The organism is Bradyrhizobium sp. AZCC 1678, from assembly GCF_036924765.1.
In the GTDB taxonomy this organism is placed as follows: Bacteria; Pseudomonadota; Alphaproteobacteria; order Rhizobiales; family Xanthobacteraceae; genus Bradyrhizobium; species Bradyrhizobium algeriense.
The window spans coordinates 377,732-400,994 of the sequence record NZ_JAZHSE010000001.1; the positions used below are offsets into that span (position 1 = coordinate 377,732).

Consider the following 23,263-nt stretch of genomic DNA (forward strand, 5'->3'; position numbering starts at 1 on the left):
ACTGTTAACTCGCCATGCAGAATTCATAAGCAAGCTTATCATATCGCAAGCTTATGGAGGCTGAAACCATGCGCGGTTCCGTGGATATGAACTTCCTGTTCACGCTCGGCGAGGTGCAGCGGATGATGCGCGCCTATGCTGACCGGCAGGCGGCGCGCTACGGCATCACCCGCGCGCAATGGGCGGTTCTGGCCAAGGTCGAGCGAACCGAAGGCCTCAAGCAGTCGGAGCTCGCCGAGCAAATGGAGATGCAGCCGATCACGCTGACGCGGCTGATCGACAAGCTCTGCGACAATGGCTGGATCGAACGCCGCGGCGACGAGAACGACCGCCGCGTCAACCGCCTCTACCTGCGCAAGGCCGCGCGTCCCTTGCTCGGCAAGCTCGCCGGGCTTCGCTCCGAACTGACGGCCACCGCGCTCGACGGCATCAACCCCACTGATGCCCACCGCCTTCTCGACCAACTCGACCTGATCAAGGAGAACGTTCGCAACGCGATCCAGCGTCCGGCGAACGAACCTCCGCGAAAGGAGCAGCGTTATGGCTGATCCGGTGCTCAAATTTCCGCCCGAACAGAAGGGCAACCCCGCATCTCCGGAGTCGCGGCCGAAACTCGCGGCCGAGCCGCGCCGCCGGCTGATGGCCGGCATGCGCCGCTACCGCCGCTTCCTGCTGCTGGTCGTGCTGCCACTGGTCGCGCTGGTGGCCGGCGTGACGTTCTATCTCAACGGCGGCCGCTACGTGACCACCGACGACGCCTATGTCGGCGCGCAGAAGGTGCTGATCACGCCCGATATCTCCGGCAAGATCGAGAAGGTCGTGGTGAAAGAGGGCCAGCAGGTTGGTCCAGGCGACGTGCTGTTCGAGATCGATCCCGTCCCGTTCCGCCTCGCCGTGGCACAGGCCAAGGCCAATCTCGCGCAGACCAAGGTCACCTATGACAATTTGATCGCCGACCTCAGGATCTACGGCCAGATGAGCGAGCTCTCGCAGCAGGGCATGGACCTGAAGCGGCGTGACGTCGACCGCAAGTCTTCGCTGGTGAAGAACAATTTCGGCTCGCAGCTCGACCTCGACAATGCTTCCACCGCCCTCGTCACCGCCAGCGCCCAGTTCCAGTTGCTGCAGCAGAAGATCGCCACCGCAAAGGCGCAACTGCTCGGCAATCCCGAACTGCCGCTCGACGAATTCCCGCCCTATGCCCAGGCCAAGGCGGCGCTCGACCAGGCCCAGCGCAATCTCGACCACACGGTGATGCGCGCGCCGATGGCGGGCATCGCCACGCAGGTCGAACAGATCCAGCTCGGCCGCTTCGTGATGGCGGGCGCGCCGGTGTTCAGCATCATCGACACCTCGAACCCCTGGGTCGACGCCAATCCGAAAGAATCCGATTTCACCTATGTCGCGGTCGGCCAGTCCGTCACGCTCGAGGTCGATGCGTTCCCGAACCACCCGTTCAAGGGCACGGTCGGCTCGCTCTCGCCCGGCACCGGCGCGCAATTTGCGATCCTTCCGCCGCAGAACGCGTCGGGCAATTTCGTCAAAGTGGTGCAGCGCGTCCCGGTGCGGATCTATTTCGACAGGAACGACAAGTTCGTCCGCAAGCTGAAGGCCGGCATGAGCGTCTACGCCACGATCGACACCAACCATCGCCGCTCGCTGTCCGCCCTGCTCGGCATGTCGCCGGCGGTGGCGAACCAGGACCACGAATAGCGTCATGACAACAGGCGCACCATCGGCTGCCGTTCCCGGCCTGCGCCGGAACATGGTGACGATCTGCGCCATGACGGCAACGATCATGCAGGCGCTGGATACGACCATCGCCAACGTCGCGCTGCCCTACATGCAGGGCACGCTGTCGGCCTCACAAGACCAGATCAACTGGGTGCTGACCTCCTACATCGTCGCCGCCGCGATCATGACCGCGCCTGTGGGGTGGATCGCCAACCGCTTCGGCCGCAAGCGCATCTTCATCATCTGCTCGGCCGGCTTCACCATCGCCTCCGTGATGTGCGGGCTGGCGCAGGACATCGGCCAGATGGTGCTGTTCCGCCTGCTGCAGGGCGTGTTCGGCGCGGCGCTGGTGCCGCTGTCGCAGGCCGTCATGCTCGACTCCTATGCGTTGCATGAGCGCGCGAAAGCGATGGCGATCTGGGGCATGGGCGTGATGATGGGGCCGATCATGGGCCCGTCGCTCGGCGCCTGGCTGACCGAGACCTATTCCTGGCACTGGGTGTTCTTCGTCAACCTGCCGTTCGGCATCATCACCGTGCTCGGCCTCGTGATCTTCATGGACGAGACCAGGAAGGACGTCGCGCTGCGCTTCGACTGGTTCGGATTCACCGCGCTTGCGATCGCGATCGGCGCGCTGCAGCTCGCGCTCGACCGCGGCGAGCAGCTCGGCTGGCTGGAATCCAACGAGATCATCGCCGAGTTCATCATATCGGCGATCGGCTTCTACTACTTCCTTGCGCATTCCCTGACCACGCAGCATCCGTTCATCCAGTTCGCGCTGTTCAAGGACAAGAATTTCGTCGGCGGCTGCGTGTTCATGGCCGTGATGGGGCTGGTGCTGTTCTCGACCATGGCGCTGTCGTCACCCTTCCTGCAGAACGTGATCGGCTATCCGATCATTACGGCAGGCCTGCTGCTGGCGAGCCGCGGCTGCGGCACCTTCGTGGCGATGATGCTGGTCGGCCGCCTGATGCGCCATATCGAAGCGCGGACGCTGATCGTCGCAGGCCTCAGCCTGACCGCGGCCTCGCTGTTCTACATGACCGGCTGGACCGACCAGACCGGCGTGACCGAGATCGTCATCATCAGCGTGGTCCAGGGCTTTGGCTTCGGCCTGGTGTTCGTGCCGCTTTCCACGGTGGCGTTCCTGACGCTGCCCAATCATCTGCGCACCGACGGCACCTCGATGCTGACCTTGATGCGCAATGTCGCGAGCTCGATCGGGATCTCGCTCGTGATCGCGCAACTGACGCAGGGCACGCGCTACACCTACGCAGTCCTGTCCGAGCATATCAACCCGTTCAATCATGCGCTGCAGATGCCCGCGGTGCGCGGCATGATCGATCTCGCGACCGACCAGGGCCGCGCCATGGCGGATATGATGGTCAAGGTGCAGGCGCAGATCATCGCGTTCTCGCACGACTATCAGATGGTGATGATCTTCACCGCCTGCGCGATCCCGCTCGCGATCATGATCGGCTCGACCAAGGCCACGCTCCGCGAGCAATCGGCCGCGCCGGATCATGCGGTGATGGAGTAAGGCTTGGTTGGTGTACGCTTGTTTTCCGCATTGCGTGCCGAGCCGGTATTTTAGGTTTCGACCAATTCCCGGCTAAGCACCGTCCGCCAGGCGCTCGGATCCGTGCTCGCCTCCGGGCCGACGTCGTAGGATTCATACAGGCCATCCGCGGTTCTGTGTCCGGCCGCCTTGATCGTCCCCATGAATTCGCCCCAGGCGCTGCCGAGGCCTTCGTAGCCGCCATGATAGGTAGTCTGGACGATCTTCATGGCGGACCACTGCCCTGGTTTCACGCGATTTACCGGCGCGACGGGCGTGGCGACCGGCAGGCATATCTCGAAATCGAAAACCTCACCGGGATTGCGGAGGTGGTGGGTGAACCAAGGACCGACGATCGCAACGTTCTGCACGGTGACGACGGCCTTTAGTTCAGCAAGGCCGGGTCCCATGACCTTGTGAATGTCTTCGCGCGGAACCTTGATCGGAATCGAGGCCGTGAGCAGCGGCTTAGTTTGAAGGACGCGAAGCGGTTCGATCACGGCTGGTCTCCCGATTTGAGGTGTTGGTGAAACGAGCGTCCTCGCGCGTTTCACTCGGCTGACGTAAAGCCCGGTGCATGCGTCGCTGATGGGACACTGCTTATGATTTGAGTGTTGTCTCAAGTCGCGCGTAGCTCGCTTCCATTCCGTGCTCCATGCCGGTCGACAGCATGGCCGCCCTCGTCGCGGCATCGGGCAAGGTCATCCGCATGGTCATCAAGGTACCGGTCCCGTCCGGCGCAAAGGTCGTTTCAACGTGGTTGTCCGGCGTGGCATCCGGCATGTGCATCCGCTCGACATGAACGAGCCGGCTGAATGGCACCAGTTCGAGATACTCACCGGTCAGATAAAATCCACCGCCTTCGCCGTTCGTCCACTCGTAGCGGATCTTGCCGCCCGGTCGCGCCTCGTTGATGCAAACCGGCATCGTCCAGCCGTCCGGACCGAGCAGCCATTTCTGAATCAGCGCCGGCTCGGTATGCGCGCGATACACCGCTTCCGGCGCGGCGGCGAAGCGCCTGGTAACAACGACATGGCGGTCGCCTTCGGTCTTCAGCGTCATCTTGCTCATAGGGTTTGCCTTTCACTCTTCGGTTTTCATGGCGGCCAGAACGTCGTCGAGCCGGTTGTAATTCGCGGACAGGGCTTGCCGGAGCATCGCAAGCCATTGGTCGATCTCGTTGACGGCTGCCGGCGCCAGCCGGCACGGCCGCTTGGTGCCTTCGACGCGGCGGATAATCAGCCCTGCACCCTCGAGAACCTTGAGATGGCGGGAGATGGCGGGCTGCGTCATCTCGAACGGCTCGACCAGTTCCATGACGGTGGCCTCACCCAACGCGAGGCGTGCCAGAATCGCCCGGCGTGTCGGGTCGGCCAGCGCGGAAAAGGCGGCATCGAGGTTTGACATTGTACATCTCAGATCAGTTATATAACAGATATATTATATAACTGATATCTTATTGTCAAGCCCATGCGACGACGGTCCCCTGCTCGCGCCGGACGCGCGCGGAAGAGCGGTGCTCAGATGCAATCGGCGATGCGCGCATCGAGCGCGAAGATGCCTTGATAGATTTCCGGATAAGGCAGCAACCGAAATCGCGTTAGGCCGGTGGCCTGCCCTGCTTGGCTTGCAGGCTCAACCACATGCCGCCGAGCGACAGCGCGCCACCGATCAGATGAATCACGGTCGGCGCCTCGCCGAGAAAGAGGATCGACAGCACCGCGCTGACGATCGGCCCGAGATAGAGGCTCAGCGAAGTCGACACCGCACCGAATTTCGAGCCGAGATAGGCATAGGCCGAATAGGCAAATAGGCCTGGGACCAATCCTGCGAAGAGATAGACCAGCGCCGCACGCCCGCTGAAGGCGGCGGCAGGCGCGGACCACATTTCATGGATCGCGAAAGGCAGCGAGAACAGCGCACCTGCTGCCGCGAACAGGCCGATCCGCGCCAGAAAGCTCACACCGCTGCCGACACGGTTCTGCAGCAGGGTGTATCCCGCCCAACCTAGCATCGCCAGCAATGCGAGCAGATCCCCGGTCACCACGCCTCCCCCGACGGCGGCTTGTCCCCTTGTGATGATCAACGCCGCCCCCGCCAGCGAGAGCAGCATGCCGATGATCTGGCTTCGATGGATGGTTTCCTGGCCCGACACGAAAGAAAACAGCAGCACCACGAGCGGCGCGAGCGCCATGATCAGCGCCAGATTGATCGCCGAGGTCGTAACACCGGCGACATAGACCGGGCCGCCGCAGACGAACATGCCGAGGAAACCAGCCACAACGATGCCGGGCGTCTGGCCGTTCAACACGCCGGGCTTTTCGCGCAACGCCATCATGACGGCCGGCAGCAGGCCAAGCGCCACGATGCCCCAGCGGAAGAAGGCGATCGAAAATGGCGGAACGCTCCCGGCAACGCCACGCGCCAGGATCATGTTCGAGACCTGGGCGGTGGCAACCAGCAGAAAGCCGAGCAGGCCCAGCACCTCGCGTGTCCTGCTGGCGGCTTCCTTGGGTTCGATCATGTTCAATCCGGTGCTGGCACTCCCGCCGACGATACGATCCTATCCCGCCGGCTTACCGGCAGCTATAGCTCGAAGCCTGCTTTGCATCCCCGTTGCCGTTCCACGTCGTCCGCAGCGGATAGACGCAGACGGGATAGCTGACGCTGTTGTCGCGCGACGTCAGCATGACTTCACCGGGCGCCGTGCCCTTCTCGACCCAATCCACCAGTGCCGTGAAGAACTGGTCCTGTTCGCGCGTCGGCGTCTGGTTGGTGTTACCAGGCAGTTTCGGCAGCGGCACGGTGTCGTTCTTGCCGCCAACTGTGTAGGCCCGGCCCTGCGAGGAGTGCGCTGAACCCGGCAGGAGGTACATCCGCATGAACTTCTGCACCTCGGCGTGCCCGCCCATCGCCGCCGCCACGCGCTCGTGATAATTGATGTTGCCGGCCGGCGGGATCGCGTCGTCGACCAGACCGCTGTAGACGATGACCTTGCGGCCGAGATCGCGCAGCTTCCCGAGATCGGCCTTGTCCGTGATGAGGTCGCTGAACACCGTCGGCTGCAATGCGACGCCCGTGTTCACGGCGTCGGCGAGCCCGGCGTAATCGAGTTCACGCCATTTGTTGCGCACGTCAGACGAGCCATTTGCGATCGGATCGCTCGATGAGGTGCTGGAGTCGGGGGCATAGCTGACGTCCTGCAACGCCAACGCGACGCCGAGGGAAGCGGCATTCGTGATTTGAGTGCCGATGGCGGTGCCCTTGGTGAAGGTCCACCAGAGCTGGTTCTTGCCGAGCGATTTGCCGGATCGCGCGTCGGGGCTCTGCGCGGCTTCAAAGCTTCCATCGCTGGTGGCGCCGAACCAGATTCGGTTCAGCGCATTCGCCTCCTTCAAATTCATGCAGGTTGCCGAGTCGTTATTCTTGCCGGATACGCCTTCGCCGGCCACGCCTGCACACAATATGTCGGCATCGCGCGCGCGGATTGTAATCGCAGTTGAAGGGATCGAGCAGGAAACCGAGGCCCGTTTTGTCGCAGACGGCGACCGCGCGCTTGCTGGCGGCAGCGACCCTGGTGGCGAAGGCTGCAGCCTCCGGCTTGTTCGCCGCGGTGAAGCCGAGTTCGGTCTTCATCACGATCTGCGGATACAGTCCCGCCGTGCCGAACTTCGCGATGTTCAGCGCCGGCTGGGCGATCATGTAGCCGTCGTAGAGTTCCGGATATTCCTGCGCGATCTTCATGCCCTGCCGGCCGCCCTGCGAATGGCCGTCGTAGTAGGTGTATTTCGGCGCCTTGCCGTAATAGAGGCTGACCAGCGCCTTGGTCTTGACGGCCTGCTCCACCATGGCGCGCACCGAGAAGTCGCGAAGCGACTCGGTATTGACCTTGCCGTCCGAGAGAAACGTGAACGAGCCATCCTGGTACCAGGGCTGTCCTGCGTCCGTGGTGCCCGAGGCATATCCGATGTTGGCGTTGACGATGGCCGGGACCTTGCTGCCGACCTTGTCCGCATGGCGATGACCGCCGCCGACCCATCCGCCGCCGCCATAGTTGCGGATGCGCTCGTTCCAGTTGGCCTGCGTCGGCAGCCAGACCTCGATGCCGATGCCCTCGGAATAGGAGCGCGCGTTCTTGTCCTTCTCTGCCGTGGCGCCGGGGCCGACCAGCAATTTCACGAGGCACAGATCGGCCGCCGCCGTGACGGGCTGTTGCGCATCGGGCGCCTTCAGCTCCTCATCCTTTTTCACCAGCCGAACCGCGACAACCTTTGTGTCGGCGTCGGGACGAAAGGCCGTCTTGATGCCGTCATCGCAGGGAAGCGTATCGGCCACCGCCGGTGTCAGGTAACAGCACGTTGCAAGCAGCAATACCGCGCGAATACGCCTCCCGTTCATGATCGACATCGTCTCGCTTCCCTTTCAGTCTTCTTGCTTTGCATTCCGAATGGTCATGCCTTGGGCATGGTCAGCGGCCGCGATTCCCGGGTCTGGGCTGCGAGCCTGATCGCGGCGTTGGCGGCACCGAAGCCGTGATAGTCACGCCGCTCGACGATCTCGAAGAAGAACCGCTCGTCGAAGGCGTGGGTATAGACCTGGAAGAATTCGCCATCGCCTTCGCGGTCGTAGAGAATCTGGTTGTCGCGAAGTGCTGTCATGGTCGCGGCGTCGAGGCCGTATTTGGCGTCGATGTCGTCGTAGTAATTATCGGGAATTTTCAGGAAGTCCGCACCGCGCGAGCGCATGTCGGCAATCGCAGCGAAGATATCGCGGCAGGAGAACGCGACGTGCTGCACGCCGGACCCGAAGAATTCGTGGATGAAACGGGCCGACAGCGTGCGGGTGGCGGATGAGCCGTTGAGCACCACGCGCAGGCTCTGATTGCCATTGATCAGCGCCTGGCTCTGCACGAGGCCGACCGGGTCCGCGATCTCCATCTGCGGCAGGCGCTCCAGATCGAGAATGCCGGTATAGAATAACAGCCACGACAGCATCTCGTCATAGGGCATCGACTGCGAGATATGGTCGACGACATCGAGCTGGTCGCCGGCCGCGTCGCTGCGCAGCGGCTCGAAATCGAGGTCCCAGTTCTTGCCGGCCCCCTCCAGGAAATACAGCAGGCTACCGCCGACGCCGCGGATCGCCGGAATCTCGAGTTCGCCCGGCCCGACCGGCTGATAGAAGGTCCGCGCCTGCAACGCTTCCGCGCGCGCCATGGTGCTAGCGGCATCATCGACATCAACGGCGATGGCGCAGACGCCGGGGCCATGCGCGACAAAGTGCGAATGAGCAAAGCCATCAGGCTCGCAATTGATCACGAGATCAATTTGGCCCTGCGACCAGCGTTCGACATCCTTGCTGCGATGAGCGCCGGTCTTGCGAAAACCGAGCTGGCCGAACAGCGCGGCGAGGTCACGGGCCTTCTCTTCACTGACGGCGAACTCGATGAAGCCGACGCCGCGGCTGCGAGCCTTCGGCTGCAGCGGCATCGCAGGAGCTCCGGACGCGGCGCCGCGGACGTCATCCTCGAGCAGAATCAGGGAGCGCAGCCCGTCGGTCGCGGTGCGGACCGCGGAGCCGGCGCGAAACTGGTCGTTGAATATTTCCAGCGACAGCGGCCCCGCATAGCCGGTGGCGAGTACGGCTTTCACGAACGTCGCAACCGGCAGATCGCCCTGTCCCGGGAAGCAGCGGAAGTGCCGGCTCCAGGACAGTACGTCGAGGCCGAGCTTTGGTGCGTCGGCCAATTGCACCAGAAAAATCTTGTCGGCTGGAATCGATTGAATGGGCAGCGTCGGGAACGACGGCGCCAGCGCATGAAAGCTGTCGAGAATAACACCGATCGATTTATGATCCGCGCGGCGCACGATCTCCCAGGCGTCGCGGTAGTCGTTGACGTGACGCCCCCAGGCGAGCGCCTCATAGCCAACGCGCAGGCCTCGCGTGGCGGCGCGTTCGCCCAGTTCGCGGAAATCGGCGGCCGCACGGTCGATACCACCGAGCGAGGCCGGCGAGATATTGCTGCAGATCAGCATCAAATCGGTCTGCAGTTCCTGCATCAGGTCGAACTTGCGTTCGGCGCGCGCGAAATTGCGGGTGCGCTGCGGCTCGGGCATGCCTTCGAAATCGCGGAACGGCTGAAACGCGCAGATAGACAGCCCGAGATCCCGACACATCTGGCCGACGTCGCGCGGGCTGCCGCTGAACGACAGCAAATCGTTCTCGAAGATCTCTACGGCATCGAAACCGGCCGCGGCGATGGCGCGCAGCTTCTCGTCGAGTGCGCCGCTGAGCGAAACCGTGGCGATCGAGCGCTTGTTCATGCGGCCGTCTCCGTCATGGCGCCGCCCAGGAACAATTGCCCGATGCGGGGATCGTTCAGCACACGCTGCGCGGTGTCGACAAGCCGGGTCTGGCCGAGCTCAAGCACGATGCCGTAGTCGGAAATCTCCAGCGCCGAACGGGCATTCTGTTCGATCATCAGGATCGACACGCCGCGGTCGCGGAGATCTTTCAGAATGTTGAAGGTCTGCTGCACCATCAGCGGCGAGAGCCCGATCGACGGCTCGTCGATCAGTACCAGTTGCGGATTGAGCAGGAGCCCGCGGGCGACTTCGAGCTGCTTCTGCTCGCCGCCCGACAGGGTGGAGGCCTGCTGAGTCGCCTTCCTGCGCAGCACCGGGAATTTATCCAGCGCCGCCTCGATCCGATCAGGCAGGTCGGTGATGTCGCGCCCCGCAACGACGGCGCCGAGCTGGATGTTGTCGCGCACGGACAGTTCGGGGAAGATATTGCGTCCCTGCGGCACGTAGCAGATGCCTGACGTGAGCAATTCGCGCGGGCTCAGGCCGGTGACGTCACGTCCTTTGAATACGACCCTGCCTTCGCGCAGCTTCAACAGGCCGAAGATCGCCTTGAACACGGTGGATTTTCCGGCGCCGTTCGGCCCGATCACGGTGGTGATGGAGCCCGCGGGCACCGAGAAGCTGGTGCCGTTGAGGATCGTCATCTTGCCGTAGCCGCCCACGAGACCTTGAACCTCGAGGATAGGGTCGCTCATGGGCTGTTCCTCTAGTGGCCGAGATAGGCTTCGATGACGGCGGGATTGGCGCGCACTTCAGCCGGCGTGCCCATCGCCAGCAGCTTGCCTTCCGCCATCACCATGACGCGCGTGCACAGCGACATCACGAATTCCATGTTGTGCTCGATCACGACAAAGGTGGCGCGCTTCTCGCGGTTGATCGCGGCCAGCCGCTCCTTGAGATCGCCGAGCATGGTGAGGTTGACGCCACCGGCAGGCTCGTCGAGCAGCACCAGCCGCGGCCCGCCCATGAACGCCATCGCGGCATCGAGCAGCTTTTGCTGGCCGTAGGACAGGCCGCCCGCGGCTTCGGTCGCGAGATGATCGAGCTTGAAGAAGCCGATCATCTGGTCGGCCGCCGACGTCAATCCGGCGTCGGAGGGACCGAGCAGCCGCGACATCATGTTGCCCTGATGCTCCTGGCCGGCGAGGATCAGGTTCTCCCGCACCGACAGTTTTGGAAACACCTGCAGAAGCTGGAAGGTGCGGCTGACGCCGAGACGATTCAATTCGGACGGCCGCAATCCGGTGACCACCTTGCCGTCGACCTTGACCTCGCCACCGATCGGCGTGAGCTGGCCGAGGATGCAGTTAAAGAGCGTGGACTTGCCGCAGCCGTTCGGGCCGATCAGGCCGAGGATCTCGCCCTCCTGCACGTCGAAGCTGACGCCGTCGACGGCCTTGATGCCGCCAAAGCTCTTCTTGATGTCGCTGACTTCGAGGACCGCGGTCATGGCGCCGTCTCCAGCCGGGATTTGGCGACCGCGCGCAGGGCGGAAGCCGCCTTGGTGCGGCGCTCGACCAAATAGCGATCGAGAATGCCGAGGATGCCGGTCGGCGAATAGATCAGCAGCAGCATCACGGCAACCGCATAGAGCATCAAATAGTAGCCCTGCGTGAAGCGCAGCCACTCGGGCAGCAGCACCGCGATCATCGCGCCGAGGAACGGTCCGAAGAAGAATCCGGAACCGCCGACGATCACCATCATTAGAAGATCGAGCGAGAGCGAGAGGTTGAACGGAACCGGGTCGATATATTGCGTCAGCGGCGCGTAGAGCGTGCCGGCGACGCCGCCAAGCGCCGATCCGATCGCAAACGCCATCAGCGTATAACGCCGGGTGTCGATGCCGAGCGACAGCGCCCGCACCGGATTTTCGCGCAGCGCCACGAAGGCGCGGCCCCAGGGCGAGCGGATCAGCCACCACATCGCCAATGATACGAGCGCAAGCGAGCCGAGGCAGAAATAATAGAACGGCAGCGGCCGGTTGGTCGCGAAGCCCATGACGTTCGGCCGCGGAATGTTGGAGATGCCGTAGATGCCCTTGGTGAGCCAGTCCTCGTTACGGAACACCAGGAAGGCGAGCGTCGAGAACGCCAGTGTCACGAACGCGAGATAGTGATGCTGCACGCGCAGCGCCGGATATCCCAGGATCCAACCGATCGCGAAGCACAGCACGATGGCGACGCCGAGCGCCGCAATCAGCGGCATGCCGCCCTGCGTGGTCATGATCGCCGCCGCGTAAGCGCCGATGCCGACGAACGCGCCCTGCGCCAGCGAGACCTGTCCTGCGTATCCCAGTGTCAGGTTGAGGCCCATCGCGGCGATCGTCATCACCGCCCACTGGCTCAGGATGTAGAGGCCATAGCGGTTGAAATTCATCGGCACGATAATCAGCGCCGCGATGACGGCGATGCCGAGCGCGATACGCAGATATTTCCCCGTGGCGGTCATACCGTGCGCTCCTCGGGCCGGCCGAGCAGCCCCTGCGGCCGGAACAGGATGATGACGATCAGGAGGATCAGCGGCACGGCGGCGCGGTACTGCGTCGACACATAGGCGGCGGCGAGATTGTCCACCACGCCAATCAAAAGCCCGCCGGCGATGGCGCCGCGCACCTGATTGAAGCCGCCGACGATCGCCGCAATGAACGCCGCCTGCCCAAGCACTTCGCCGGAGGAAAACTTCGCCAGATAAATCGGCGTGATCAGCAGTGAGGCCAGCGCTACCAGAAACGCATTGATCAAGAAGGTGAACAGGATCATGCGTTCTACGGGTACACCGATGATGCGGGCGACCGTCGGGTTCTGCGCTGTGGCCTGCATCTGATGACCGATCGAGGTGCGGTTCAACAGCGCAGTCAGGCCGATCACCACCGCGATCGCGAGTGCCAGCACGCCGAGGCTCTGCAACGAGACCACCCGGCCGAGGATCGAGACGTCACCGGCTGGCACGATGGAGGGGAAGGGCGACGCCTCGGCGCTGAAGAACTGCTTCACCGCCTCTTTCATGCCAATCGCCAGCGCCATGGTCGCAATCGCCAGCGGCAGCACGCCGTGCCGCAGCATCGGATCGACCAGCAGCAGCTTGAAGCCGAGCCCGAGCAGCAGCAGCGACAGCAGGATGCCGAGAATGACCGCGAGCCAGAACGGCGCGCCGGCATGCATCACCGCCAGCATCAGGAACGCCGGCAGCATCACGAATTCGCCCTGCGCGAAATTGATGGTTTGCGACGTCTGCCACAGCAGCGTGAACCCGACCGCGACGAGGGCGTAGATCGCCCCGGTCGCAAGGCCTGCCACGAGCAGATCGAGCAGATTGGACATGCTCCTCCCCTCACCCGTCACATGCGGACGGCGTCAATCAATTTCACCATGCTGATCTCGGGGGCGCACGTTCAAGCGTACGCCCCGTCGCGGCTCAGTTCAGTTTCGGCAGCACCTGCTTGACGACCTGCTTGCCGTCGACAATCTCGACCAGGAACCCCTGGCGGTCGATGTCGCCCTTCTCGTCGAAGGTCACGTCCATCAGGATGCCGGGCTCGCTGGCGGCCTTGATGGTGAGGCCGTGCAGATTGTCGGCGAACGCCTTGGCGTCGACCTTGCCCATCTTCACGGTGGTGGCCTTGATCATGTAGATCGCGAGATAGCCTTTCAGCCCGTTATGATCGGGGACGTAGTTGTACTTCTTGACGAACTTTTCCCGGAACGCCTTGACCAGATCGACCGGTGCATCTGTGGTGAGGCCGACATGGCCGCGCGCGCCGTTGGCGGCATCGCCGGCGAGTTCGACGACTTTCTGGCCGACCAGCGTCGTTTCCCCCATCAACGGCACTGATATCGCCTGGCGCTTCAGCTCCTTGAGCATCCGCGCGCTTTCTTCCTCGTTGACATAGACGAACACCGCGTCCGGCGCGGCGGCCTTGATCTTGCTGACGTCGGCGGCAAAGTCGGCCTGGCCCGCTTCGGTGGAAATATCCGCGGCGACCTTGATGTTGTACTTGGCAAATTCCTTGGTGATGACGTCGCGGCCACCCTTGCCGAAGTCGTTGTTGACCCAGACGATCGCGACCGATTTCGCCTTCAGTTCGTCGTTGATGTATTTGGCGACCTTCGGCATCGAAGATTGCTGGCCGAACGAGGTGCGGAACAGAAACTTGTTGCCGCCCTGCGTCAGTTCGGCGGCCTCGCCACCCATGATCTGGGTGATGCCGGCTTCGGCGGCGAGCGGCGAAGTGACCTTGACGGAGCCGGAATAGCCGGGTCCGAGCAGCACGTAAGGCTCATTGTCGAGCGCCTTTTGCACCTGCGCGCGTGCGACGCCTGGATTCGATTGTGAATCCGCATGCGTGACTTCCAGCTTGCGGCCGAGCAACCCGCCCTTGGCGTTGATCTCCTCGATCGCAAGGTCGATGCCGTTTTTCCAGTTGTTGCCGACGGTGGCCCCGCCGCCGGACAGTTCGGCGACGTTGGCGAGCTTGATTGGCGCCCCTTGCGCGAACGCGGCTGCGGCCGACACGGTGGCAAGCAGGAGCCCAGCAAAAATCCCAGATCTCATTTCCATCCCCTCTTCTCGTTACAATAAGCGACCTTGTGACCGGTCGCGTTTTAAGCTGCGTTCACTTTAGCGTAGCGTTTGGCCATCACCGCGTCGAATGCATTTCCCATCTCGACGGCCGATGGCTTCAATCCCGTGAACAGTTCGAATGCATCCGCGGCCTGGTAGATCGCGAGCTCACGCCCGGTCATGACCTCCGCGCCCTTTGCCTTTGCGGCGTTCAACAGCGGCGTCCAGAGCGGCGTGTAGACTGCGTCGGCGACCCATATGTCCTGATGCAGCAAGGCATCCGGAACAGGCGTGCCACGGTTCGGCAGCATGCCGACCGGCGAGCCGTTGACGACCCCGGTGGCGCCGCTCATCGCATCCTCGACGCTGCCGGCAACACTTGTTTTGCCGCGTTTCCCGATCTGGGCGGCGAGTTGCGTAGCCTTGACGCGGTCGGTGTCGAAGATCCTGATCTCGGCGACACCGATCCCGGCCAACGCAAAGGTAATCGCCTTGCCGACGCCGCCTGCGCCGATCACGGCAACCGAGCTCTGCGCGGGGTCACGGACAAGCTCGGTGATCGCCCGGGCAAATCCCGTAGTGTCGGTGTTATGCCCGATCAGCCGGCCATCGCGGACCACGACGGTGTTGACCGCACCGATCGCCTGCGCACCCGGCGACAATTCATCGAGCAGGGAGACCACCGCCTCCTTGTAGGGAAAGGTGACGTTGACCCCTGCAAAGCCCAGGCGGCGCACACCGTCGAGCAGCAGCCGCAGTTCTTCGCGGTCAGCGCCCGCAACTTCGATCAGCTGGTAATGGCAATGCGCGCCGAGCGCCTCGGCGGCTCGCTCATGCATCGCCGGCGACGCCGAATGCGCGATCGGCGACCCGATCAGGCCGGTGAGAAAGCGGCGATCGGCTGGAGTGAACGGTCGGGCGGCAGGGCTCATGATCTCGTCATCGGGCGCAAATGCGCGTTAGCGGCGCGGGGGTTCGGGATACGTCCCGATCCGCCCAGACGATAGCGCTTTGCCGACCTAACACAATTACCCATTTATGCCGTATAGATAACATCATGTTATTTCTTGCGCGACTTGGGATCGGGCTTTCGCGGCGCCGCCTTGCCCGGTCCGACCGCCCGCATTTCAGAACGCAGACATTCGATGAAATGCTCGATGTGCAGCGACAGCGGTGCACCGCGCTTCACCGCAACGTAGGTGTCGAACCTGGTCGGCTCGACGATTTTCAACAATTCGACACCGGGATAACCGCCATGGGCGACGGTGAACTGGTCGATCACGGCAATGCCGAGACCGGCCTTGACCAGCGCGCACACGGTGGTGCCGAAGCGCGCGCGGATGGTGATGTCGTAGTCGAGTTTGTTGCGCGCAAATATCTCCGCCATGATCCGCCCATAGGGATCGTTGGGATCGATGCCGATCAGGGGATAGCGGATGATCTCCGCGGCAGAGACCTGCTTGCATCCGGCAAGCTCATGCCCCGCCGGCACGATGCAGAACAATTCGCCTGACGCCAGCGGCAGAAAGTCGAGGCCGGGATGCTCGAGCCGATAACTCATGGCGACGCAATCGCCGCGGCCCAGCAGCAGATAGTCGACGGCCTCCTCGATCTTGAGGATGTTGATGTCGATCCGCAGTTCCGGATAACGGCGCCGCACCCGCTCGATCGCGCGCGGCACCATAACCTGCGAGATGCTGGGCACGGAGCCGATGCGCAGCTCGGACAGATCGCCGCGTCCGATCTTCGAGATGATCTCGGAGAGATCATCCATCTTCTCGTAGACGCCGTTGATCTGCTCGAAGATGTTGCGGGCTTCCGCCGTCGGGAAATAGCGCCCGTTCTGGCGCTGGAAGAAGCGGACGCCGAGCGATTTCTCGGTGTATTTCACCAACCGGCTGATGCCCGGCGCCGACACGTTCAGAAGCCTCGCCGCGCCGCCGATCGTGCCGGTCACCATCACGGCGCGGATCACCTCGACCTGGCGAAGCGTCATCATGGAAATCTTACCTGCGACGTAACTTGCTTACGATCAATATGGCCATCAGTCGAGCAGCTCCCGACAGCCGAGGTCGTCGACTGCGAGAAAAATCCGCTCAAGATTATTCCACCAGACCCCGCCGCCAATACCAGCCATCGCCTGCGCCACTGGTCTTGTGATCAGCCAGAGCACCGACAGCCGATAATCATCGTTCAGCGACTGGCGATCATAATCGCTCACTCCGTGAACCGATAACGCCGCATGGTAGCGGGCCAGAAGAGGCTGCTCGATACGCCTCCGGCGATCGGGATACCAAAGCATCGCCATCATATAGGCTAGGTCGTCGGTCGCCGTATTGATGCTCCAGCCTTCCCAATCCAGCAACCTGGGGTTATCGCCTCCATCAGGCCGCGGCAGGAAGAAATTCCATGGGTGAGCGTCACCATGGATGATGGTCAGGTTGCGTCGCACATGGTAGCGCGCCAGCAGCTCAGGCCCGCGATCCAGCAATCTCTCGTAAAGATTCCGCCGCTCGGCTGGTATCATCTCTCCGTACCGGTCGGTGAACCGCGCGAACTGAATTCCGAAATCTCGCAAGATCCTGTCCCAGGCATCTGCGTCGTACCAGCTCCCGACCGAATGACCGAGGCGTCGGTCGTCCCACCACGCCGCATGGATACGCGCGAGAGCCTCCACGATTTGCTCGGATTGCTGAGCCGTGGGTGGCAACGGCCACGCAGTCGCGACGAAATGCGAGTCCGTCAGGTCTTCCAGCAGCAGATGCCACGCGCTGGTATCCGTCGCCTCGACGGCCTCAAAACAGCGCGGCACCAATCGTTCCGATAACGCGGGGGCGATGTCGCGATAGAATGAAATCTCCCGGCCATTCGTGTAGGTCGAACGACCCGCATCATCGAGATGACCCATTTTGAGAATGACGGAGTTCGGGGCGTCTCCGGCCCGGCCTCCATAATCCAAGCGCAGCCGGAATGTGTGTGAACGCAACTTCTTTATCGGAGGTGTCATCCTCACGACGCTGCAAACCCGCGCCGGCCCCAGAACGCCGGACTTACGAAGCGCGTCGGTAAGACGTTCGGCATTTGCCGGCGGCGGCAAGGAGTCAGGTGTCATTGACAACCCACAGTGAGGCAGCGCAACCCGGCATATCCCCCAATGTCATACGCGGGCTTGACCCGCGTATCCATCGTTTCTTCGCAAGAAGCCTCTTTCGAAAGTGGATAGATGGCCGGGTCAAGCCCGGCCACGACGAGAAAACGCTGCGACGTCGGAACTTACACGTCGAAGAACACCGTCTCTTTGTCGCCCTGCAGGTGGATGTCGAAACGATAGACTGCATTGCCGCCCGGCTGGCGCGTCGCGATCAGCGTGGTGCGGCGATCGGCCGGCACCAGCGCCAGTACGGGATCTAACGCGTTGGCGGCCTCGCCGTCGAAATAGATCCGCGAATAATTGTGCAGCAGCATGCCGCGCGCGAACACCGCAAGCAGGATATGCGGCGCCTGCGGCTTGCCATCGGGATCGGGCACAGTGCCCGGCTTGATGGTGTCGAAGGCGTAGCCACCCTTGGCGTCGGTGCCGATGCGGCCGAATCCCTTGAATGACGTATTCGGCTGTGCCCGTTTATCCTGCGGGTGGGAGAAGCGCCCCTGGGCGTCTGCCTGCCAGATCTCCAGCATGCAATCCGGCACGACCGCGCCATCGCCGTCGAATACCTGCCCTTCGATGCGAATGCGTTCGCCCGACGTATCTGATGTCACCAGGTTGTTGTTGAACGCGTCGTTCCAGTCATATTTGCCGTTCGGCGTCAGGCCATAGGCGAAGTACGGACCGACGGTTTGCGACGGAGTAAGGCCGTCTGGCTTGGTCTGTTGCACTTACTTTTTCTCCATCGGCGTGGCGTTGCGCCCGCGCAGCACAATGTTGAAGCGGTAGCACAGCGCCCAATCCGGCTTGGTGTTCTCCAGATCGAACGACGAGATCATCCGGTTGCGCGCCTTCTCGTCGGTCACCGAATTGAAGATCGGATCGAACGGGAACAACGGATCGCCGGGGAAATACATCTGCGTCACCAGACGCGACACGAACGAGTGGCCGAACACCGAGAAGTGGATGTGGGCCGGCCGCCAGGCGTTGTGGTGATTGCCCCAGGGATAGGCGCCGGGCTTGATGGTGACGAAGCGGTAGTAACCCTGCGCGTCTGATTGCGCGCGGCCGGCGCCGGTGAAATTCGGATCGAGCGGCGCGGGATGCTGGTCGACGACATGGACATAGCGGCCGCAGGCATTGGCCTGCCAGAGTTCGACCAGCGTGTTCGGCACGCCGCGGCCGTCTTCGTCGAGCACGTGGCCGTGCACGATGATGCGCTCGCCGAGCGGCTCGCCCTTGCCCTGAACGGTGAGGTCGTGATCATTCTCGCGCACCGTCTCGTGGCCATAGACCGGCCCGGTCAATTCCGACAGCGTGTGCCGCATCGGAATCAGTGGCTTCGACGGCGAGCGCTTGACCGTGCTCTTGTAGGCGGGAGACAGCCGCGGCGGATGCGCCGCGAGACTTTGCACCGGATAGACCAATGTCATGACTTATCCCTCCCTCGCATCGCGATCGCGGCGCAAAATTGCTTTGCCCTTTTGTCGCAGAGCCGAGCCGCCGGATCATTATATGACATAACTAATTCGGGAAAGCGCTGTTTTTCGCTCTCCCAATTAGTTGTTTCAATTAATCTTTTCGATCGCGACCGCAACGCCCTGGCCGACGCCGACGCACATGGTTGCCAAGGCAAGCTTCCCGCCCCGCTTCTCCATGCCGTGCACCGCCGTCAACGCCAGCCGCGCGCCGCTCATGCCGAGCGGATGGCCGAGCGCAATCGCGCCGCCATGCGGGTTGACGAAGTCGGCGTCGTCCTTGACGCCCAGCTGCCGCAGACAGGCTATGCCCTGCGAGGCAAAGGCTTCATTGAGCTCGATCAAATCGAAGTCAGAGATCTTGATGCCGAGCCGCTCCATCAGTTTCTTCGTCGCCGGCACCGGGCCGATGCCCATGATGCGCGGCGGCACCGCGGCCGAGGCTAACCCAAGGATGCGCGCCCGCGGCGTCAGCCCGTGCTTCTTCGCAGCGGCTTCGGAGGCGAGGATCATCGCAGCCGCGCCATCGTTGACACCGGACGCGTTGCCGGCCGTCACCGTGCCGGGATTGCGCACGATCGGCTTGAGTTTGGTCAGGCCTTCTAGCGTGGTTTCGGGGCGTGGATGCTCGTCCTTGTCGACGATGACAGGCCCGGCCTTGCCGCCCGGCACCGACACCGGCGTGATTTCCTCGGCGAAGTAACCTGATGCGATCGCAGCACCTGCGCGTTGCTGCGAGCGGATCGCCATCGCATCCTGGTCGGCGCGCGACACCTGGAATTCCTCGGCAACGTTCTCGCCGGTCTCCGGCATCGCATCAACGCCGTACTGCGCCTTCATCAGCGGATTGATGAAACGCCAGCCGATAGTGGTGTCGTAGATCTCGGCCGAGCGCGCGAACGCTTCCGGCGCCTTGCCCATCACGAACGGTGCGCGGGTCATCGACTCGACGCCGCCGGCAATCGCGAAATCGATCTCGCCGGCTCGGATCGCCCGTCCCGCGGCGCCGACGGCATCGAGGCCCGACGCACAGAGACGGTTGAGGGTCTGGCCGGGAACCGATTCCGGAATGCCCGCCAGCAACAGCGCCATGCGCGCGACGTTGCGGTTGTCCTCGCCGGCCTGGTTGGCGCAGCCGAAAAACACCTCGTCCACCTGCGCCCAGTCGAGCCCGGGATGCTTCGCCATCAGCGCCTTGATCGGAACGGCAGCCAGATCGTCGGCGCGCACCTTGGCGAGCGAGCCGCCGAAACGGCCGATCGGGGTCCGGACGGCATCGCAAATGAACACATCATGCATTGAATTTCTCCCTGAATGCCGCGCTTTAGGCGTTGACCCGCTAGGTTTGATGGCGAGTTTTAGGAGCGCGCCCGCGACAGGTCAATTGAGGCGACGTTCCCGGGTGGTGCTTTCGCGGGAGGTCCGTCATGCCCTCAACGCTGGCGTGATGAACGGGAGGGCGGTGGGCGTGGAAAACTCTGACAACGCAGGTAAGGGAATAGGACCGGACGGCAAAATTTTGTAGTTTGCGGCCCCGGAGCCTGGCCGGCTCCAGCTTCTCATTTGGACGCGTTTTCCTGGCGCGAACCGGTACCCACTTCACTTGAAAACGCTCTGATGACGATCCAGCAATCCATCCCCGCCCCCGCGCCCCCTGAAGCCACGCCGGCTACCGACGCAAATTCGCGCGTCACGCCGATGATGGAACAATACTTGGAGATCAAGGCCGCCCATCCCGGGCTGTTGCTGTTCTACCGGATGGGCGATTTCTACGAGCTGTTCTTCGAGGACGCCGAAATCGCCTCCAGAACACTCGGCATCGTGCTGACCAAGCGCGGCAAGCATCAGGGCATGGACATCCCGATGTGCGGCGTGCCGGTGGAGCGCTCCGAGGATTATCTGCATCGTCTGATCAATGCAGGCCACCGCGTTGCCGTCTGCGAGCAGACCGAGAATCCCGCCGCGGCGCGCGCCCGCGGCAACAAGAGCGTGGTGGCCCGCGGCGTGGTGCGGCTGGTGACGCCGGGCACGCTGACCGAAGACACGCTCCTGGATGCCCGCACCAACAATTATTTGCTCGCAATCGCGCGCGCCCGTGCCTCCTCCGGCGGCGACCGCATTGGCCTCGCCTGGATCGATATTTCCACGTCCGAATTCATGGTCACGGAGTGCGCGACCGCCGAACTCGCGGCGACGCTGGCGCGCATCAATCCGAATGAAGTGATCGTCACCGACGCGCTCTATGGCGATGCCGATCTCGGTCCGCTGCTGCGCGAACTGCCATCAGTAACGCCGCTCACCCGCGACGTCTTCGATGGCGCCACCGCCGAGCGGCGGCTATGCGACTATTTCGCGGTCGCGACCATGGATGGCCTCTCCGCGATGTCGCGGCCGGAAGCGACCGCGGCCGCCGCCGCCGTCACCTATATCGACCGCACCCAGGTCGGCAAACGTCCGCCGCTGTCACCGCCGTCTCGCGAAGCCGCCGGCACCACGATGGCGATCGACCCCGCCACCCGCGCCAACCTCGAATTGACCCGCACGCTGGCCGGCGAACGGCGAGGATCGCTGCTCGATGCGATCGACTGCACCGTCACCGCGGCCGGCTCGCGACTATTGGCGCAACGCCTCGCCGCACCGCTCACGGACAGCGCGGGAATCGCGCGACGGCTGGATGCGATTGCAACTTTTGTCACCGATAGCGCTGCGCGCGACGATATCAGGACCACGCTCCGCGCTGCGCCCGACATGTCGCGCGCGTTGGCGCGGCTGTCAGTCGGACGCGGCGGCCCGCGTGATCTTGCAGGCCTGCGCGATGGCATTCTTGCCGCCGACCAGGCGCTGGCGCGGCTTGCGCAGCTCGAAGCGCCGCCATCAGAAGTCGTAGCCGTGATGGAAGCGCTACGCCGTCCCTCGCGCGACCTCGCGCGCGAGTTTGAACGCGCGCTCGCCGAGCAATTGCCGCTGATCAAGCGCGACGGCGGCTTCATCCGCGAAGGCTATGAGGCCGCGCTCGACGAGAGCCGGAATCTCCGCGATGCCTCCCGCCTCGTCGTTGCCGCGATGCAGGCGCGCTATGCCGACCTGACCTCCATCAAGGCGCTCAAGATCCGCCACAACAACGTGCTCGGCTATTTCGTCGAGGTTACCGCGCAGCACGGCGACAAGCTGATGGCGTCGCCGTTGAATGCGACCTTCATCCATCGCCAGACGCTGGCCGGCCAGGTTCGCTTTACGACGTCCGAACTCGGCGAGATCGAAGCCAAGATCGCCAATGCGGGCGACCGTGCGCTCAATCTGGAGCTGGAGATTTTTGAGCGGCTCTGCGCGATGGCGCTGGCGGCCAGCGACGACCTGCGCGCCGCAGCGCATGCGTTTGCACTGCTGGATGTTGCGACTGCGCTCGCAAAGCTGGCGGTCGATGACAATTATGTGTTGCGGCCCGAGGTCGATGGCTCGCTCGGCTTCGCCGTCGAGGGCGGCCGGCACCCCGTCGTCGAACAGGCGCTGAAGCGGGCCGGCCAGCCGTTCATCGCCAATGCCTGCGACCTGTCGCCCAGCCCCGCTCAGAAATCCGGCCAGATCTGGCTGGTCACCGGCCCCAACATGGCGGGTAAGTCGACCTTCCTGCGCCAGAATGCACTGATCGCGCTGATGGCGCAGATCGGTTCCTACGTGCCGGCGTCGCGCGCGCGGATCGGCGTCGTCGATCGCCTGTTCTCGCGCGTCGGCGCGGCGGATGATCTCGCGCGCGGCCGCTCCACCTTCATGGTCGAGATGGTCGAGACCGCCGTCATCCTCAACCAGGCCAGCGAGCGATCGCTTGTGATCCTCGACGAAATCGGCCGCGGCACCGCCACCTTCGACGGCCTGTCGATCGCCTGGGCCGCGATCGAGCATCTGCATGAGGCCAACCGCTGCCGCGCGCTGTTCGCCACGCATTATCACGAGCTGACCGCGCTTTCCGCCAAACTGCCGCGGATGTTCAACGCCACCGTGCGCGTCAAGGAGTGGCAGGGCGACGTCGTGTTCCTGCACGAGGTGCTCCCCGGCTCGGCCGACCGCTCCTACGGCATCCAGGTCGCCAAGCTCGCCGGCCTGCCGCCGGCGGTGATCATGCGCGCCAAGTCTGTGCTGGCAAAACTCGAAGCGCAGGACCGCGGCCAGACCGCCCGCGCGCTCGCCGACGATCTGCCGCTGTTCGCCGTCCCCTCCCGCGCCGCCGCCGAACCGGCACCACCGAGCGAAGCCGAGCAATTGATGGAAGCGGTGAAGGCGCTGCATCCCGACGAAATGTCGCCGCGTGAGGCGCTGGAGGCGTTGTATGCGCTGAAGGCGAAACTGCCGAAGTAGCAATAGTCTATTGCGGCACGCCGGCTCGCCCTTACCTTGGGTCGCTCGCCGGTGCGTGAGCGCAACTTCC

At 63.4% G+C, this 23,263-nt stretch carries 22 protein-coding genes; 4 read left to right on the forward strand and 18 right to left on the reverse strand.

Translation table 11 applies throughout. The annotated features are described in order from the left end of the window. Positions 1-53 precede the first annotated feature (53 nt). Genes V1294_RS01870 through V1294_RS01880 form a run of 3 tightly spaced genes read left to right on the forward strand, consistent with a single transcriptional unit; the run spans position 54 to position 3,274 of the window. Positions 54-548 (forward strand): MarR family winged helix-turn-helix transcriptional regulator, encoded by a 495-nt coding sequence (locus V1294_RS01870; RefSeq protein WP_442895308.1) that lies wholly within the window; start codon positions 54-56, stop codon positions 546-548. Continuing rightward, complete coding sequence (locus V1294_RS01875) at positions 541-1,713, forward strand: HlyD family secretion protein (RefSeq protein WP_334487100.1); 1,173 nt, start codon at positions 541-543, stop codon at positions 1,711-1,713. Before V1294_RS01870 ends, V1294_RS01875 begins: the two co-directional genes overlap by 8 nt. 4 nt (positions 1,714-1,717) lie before the next feature. Beyond that, a complete protein-coding gene (locus V1294_RS01880; protein ID WP_334494804.1) occupies positions 1,718-3,274 on the forward strand; it encodes an MDR family MFS transporter in 1,557 nt (518 codons plus the stop codon). A 50-nt stretch (positions 3,275-3,324) separates the two neighbouring features. Here the strand turns inward: V1294_RS01880 and V1294_RS01885 are convergent, their stop codons facing one another. From V1294_RS01885 to pcaF, 18 genes are all read right to left on the reverse strand, one after another. Then, complete coding sequence (locus V1294_RS01885; protein WP_334487104.1) at positions 3,325-3,792, reverse strand: GyrI-like domain-containing protein; 468 nt, start codon at positions 3,790-3,792, stop codon at positions 3,325-3,327. A 100-nt stretch (positions 3,793-3,892) separates the two neighbouring features. Then, on the reverse strand, positions 3,893-4,363 hold the full coding sequence (locus V1294_RS01890; RefSeq protein ID WP_334494806.1) for an SRPBCC domain-containing protein: 471 nt from the start codon (positions 4,361-4,363) through the stop codon (positions 3,893-3,895). A 12-nt stretch (positions 4,364-4,375) separates the two neighbouring features. Continuing rightward, positions 4,376-4,699 (reverse strand): ArsR/SmtB family transcription factor, encoded by a 324-nt coding sequence (locus tag V1294_RS01895; protein WP_334487110.1) that lies wholly within the window; start codon positions 4,697-4,699, stop codon positions 4,376-4,378. A 193-nt stretch (positions 4,700-4,892) separates the two neighbouring features. Continuing rightward, complete coding sequence (locus V1294_RS01900) at positions 4,893-5,816, reverse strand: DMT family transporter (protein WP_334494808.1); 924 nt, start codon at positions 5,814-5,816, stop codon at positions 4,893-4,895. Positions 5,817-5,868: 52 nt separating this feature from the next. Further along, positions 5,869-6,696: a tannase/feruloyl esterase family alpha/beta hydrolase gene (locus V1294_RS01905; RefSeq protein WP_442895309.1), complete on the reverse strand. Its 828-nt coding sequence runs from the start codon at positions 6,694-6,696 to the stop codon at positions 5,869-5,871. 16 nt (positions 6,697-6,712) lie between these two features. Beyond that, entirely contained in the window at positions 6,713-7,699 is a 987-nt protein-coding gene (locus tag V1294_RS01910; protein WP_334494812.1) for a DUF6351 family protein, read from the reverse strand. Between the two features lie 44 nt (positions 7,700-7,743). Next, complete coding sequence (locus tag V1294_RS01915; protein WP_334494814.1) at positions 7,744-9,615, reverse strand: bifunctional sugar phosphate isomerase/epimerase/4-hydroxyphenylpyruvate dioxygenase family protein; 1,872 nt, start codon at positions 9,613-9,615, stop codon at positions 7,744-7,746. Further along, a complete protein-coding gene (locus V1294_RS01920; RefSeq protein WP_334494816.1) occupies positions 9,612-10,352 on the reverse strand; it encodes an ABC transporter ATP-binding protein in 741 nt (246 codons plus the stop codon). The genes V1294_RS01915 and V1294_RS01920 overlap by 4 nt, the downstream gene beginning before the upstream one ends. 11 nt (positions 10,353-10,363) lie before the next feature. Continuing rightward, the gene (locus V1294_RS01925; RefSeq protein WP_334494817.1) at positions 10,364-11,107 is read right to left on the reverse strand and encodes an ABC transporter ATP-binding protein; all 744 of its coding nucleotides are present in this window, start codon (positions 11,105-11,107) and stop codon (positions 10,364-10,366) included. After that, entirely contained in the window at positions 11,104-12,105 is a 1,002-nt protein-coding gene (locus tag V1294_RS01930; RefSeq protein WP_334494819.1) for a branched-chain amino acid ABC transporter permease, read from the reverse strand. Before V1294_RS01930 ends, V1294_RS01925 begins: the two co-directional genes overlap by 4 nt. Further along, entirely contained in the window at positions 12,102-12,977 is an 876-nt protein-coding gene (locus tag V1294_RS01935) for a branched-chain amino acid ABC transporter permease (RefSeq protein ID WP_334494820.1), read from the reverse strand. Before V1294_RS01935 ends, V1294_RS01930 begins: the two co-directional genes overlap by 4 nt. Before the next feature lie 94 nt (positions 12,978-13,071). Continuing rightward, on the reverse strand, positions 13,072-14,208 hold the full coding sequence (locus V1294_RS01940) for an ABC transporter substrate-binding protein (protein ID WP_334504456.1): 1,137 nt from the start codon (positions 14,206-14,208) through the stop codon (positions 13,072-13,074). Between the two features lie 50 nt (positions 14,209-14,258). Next, positions 14,259-15,149, reverse strand: coding sequence for a shikimate dehydrogenase (locus tag V1294_RS01945; protein ID WP_334494822.1), 891 nt, complete (start codon positions 15,147-15,149; stop codon positions 14,259-14,261). 128 nt (positions 15,150-15,277) lie between these two features. Then, positions 15,278-16,216 carry a LysR family transcriptional regulator gene (locus V1294_RS01950; RefSeq protein ID WP_334494824.1) on the reverse strand — a complete coding sequence of 313 codons (939 nt, stop codon included), beginning with the start codon at positions 16,214-16,216 and terminating at the stop codon, positions 15,278-15,280. A gap of 45 nt (positions 16,217-16,261) precedes the next feature. Continuing rightward, positions 16,262-17,329 (reverse strand): phosphotransferase, encoded by a 1,068-nt coding sequence (locus V1294_RS01955; protein WP_334494826.1) that lies wholly within the window; start codon positions 17,327-17,329, stop codon positions 16,262-16,264. Between the two features lie 161 nt (positions 17,330-17,490). After that, positions 17,491-18,093 (reverse strand): protocatechuate 3,4-dioxygenase subunit alpha, encoded by a 603-nt coding sequence (pcaG, locus tag V1294_RS01960; RefSeq protein WP_334494828.1) that lies wholly within the window; start codon positions 18,091-18,093, stop codon positions 17,491-17,493. Further along, on the reverse strand, positions 18,094-18,795 hold the full coding sequence (gene pcaH, locus V1294_RS01965; RefSeq protein WP_334494829.1) for a protocatechuate 3,4-dioxygenase subunit beta: 702 nt from the start codon (positions 18,793-18,795) through the stop codon (positions 18,094-18,096). Between the two features lie 135 nt (positions 18,796-18,930). After that, positions 18,931-20,139 carry a 3-oxoadipyl-CoA thiolase gene (gene pcaF, locus V1294_RS01970; RefSeq protein ID WP_334494831.1) on the reverse strand — a complete coding sequence of 403 codons (1,209 nt, stop codon included), beginning with the start codon at positions 20,137-20,139 and terminating at the stop codon, positions 18,931-18,933. A 318-nt stretch (positions 20,140-20,457) separates the two neighbouring features. Here pcaF and mutS point away from each other — a divergent pair, with 318 nt between their 5' ends. Next, the gene (gene mutS, locus V1294_RS01975) at positions 20,458-23,193 is read left to right on the forward strand and encodes a DNA mismatch repair protein MutS (protein ID WP_334494832.1); all 2,736 of its coding nucleotides are present in this window, start codon (positions 20,458-20,460) and stop codon (positions 23,191-23,193) included. Positions 23,194-23,263: the final 70 nt, after the last annotated feature.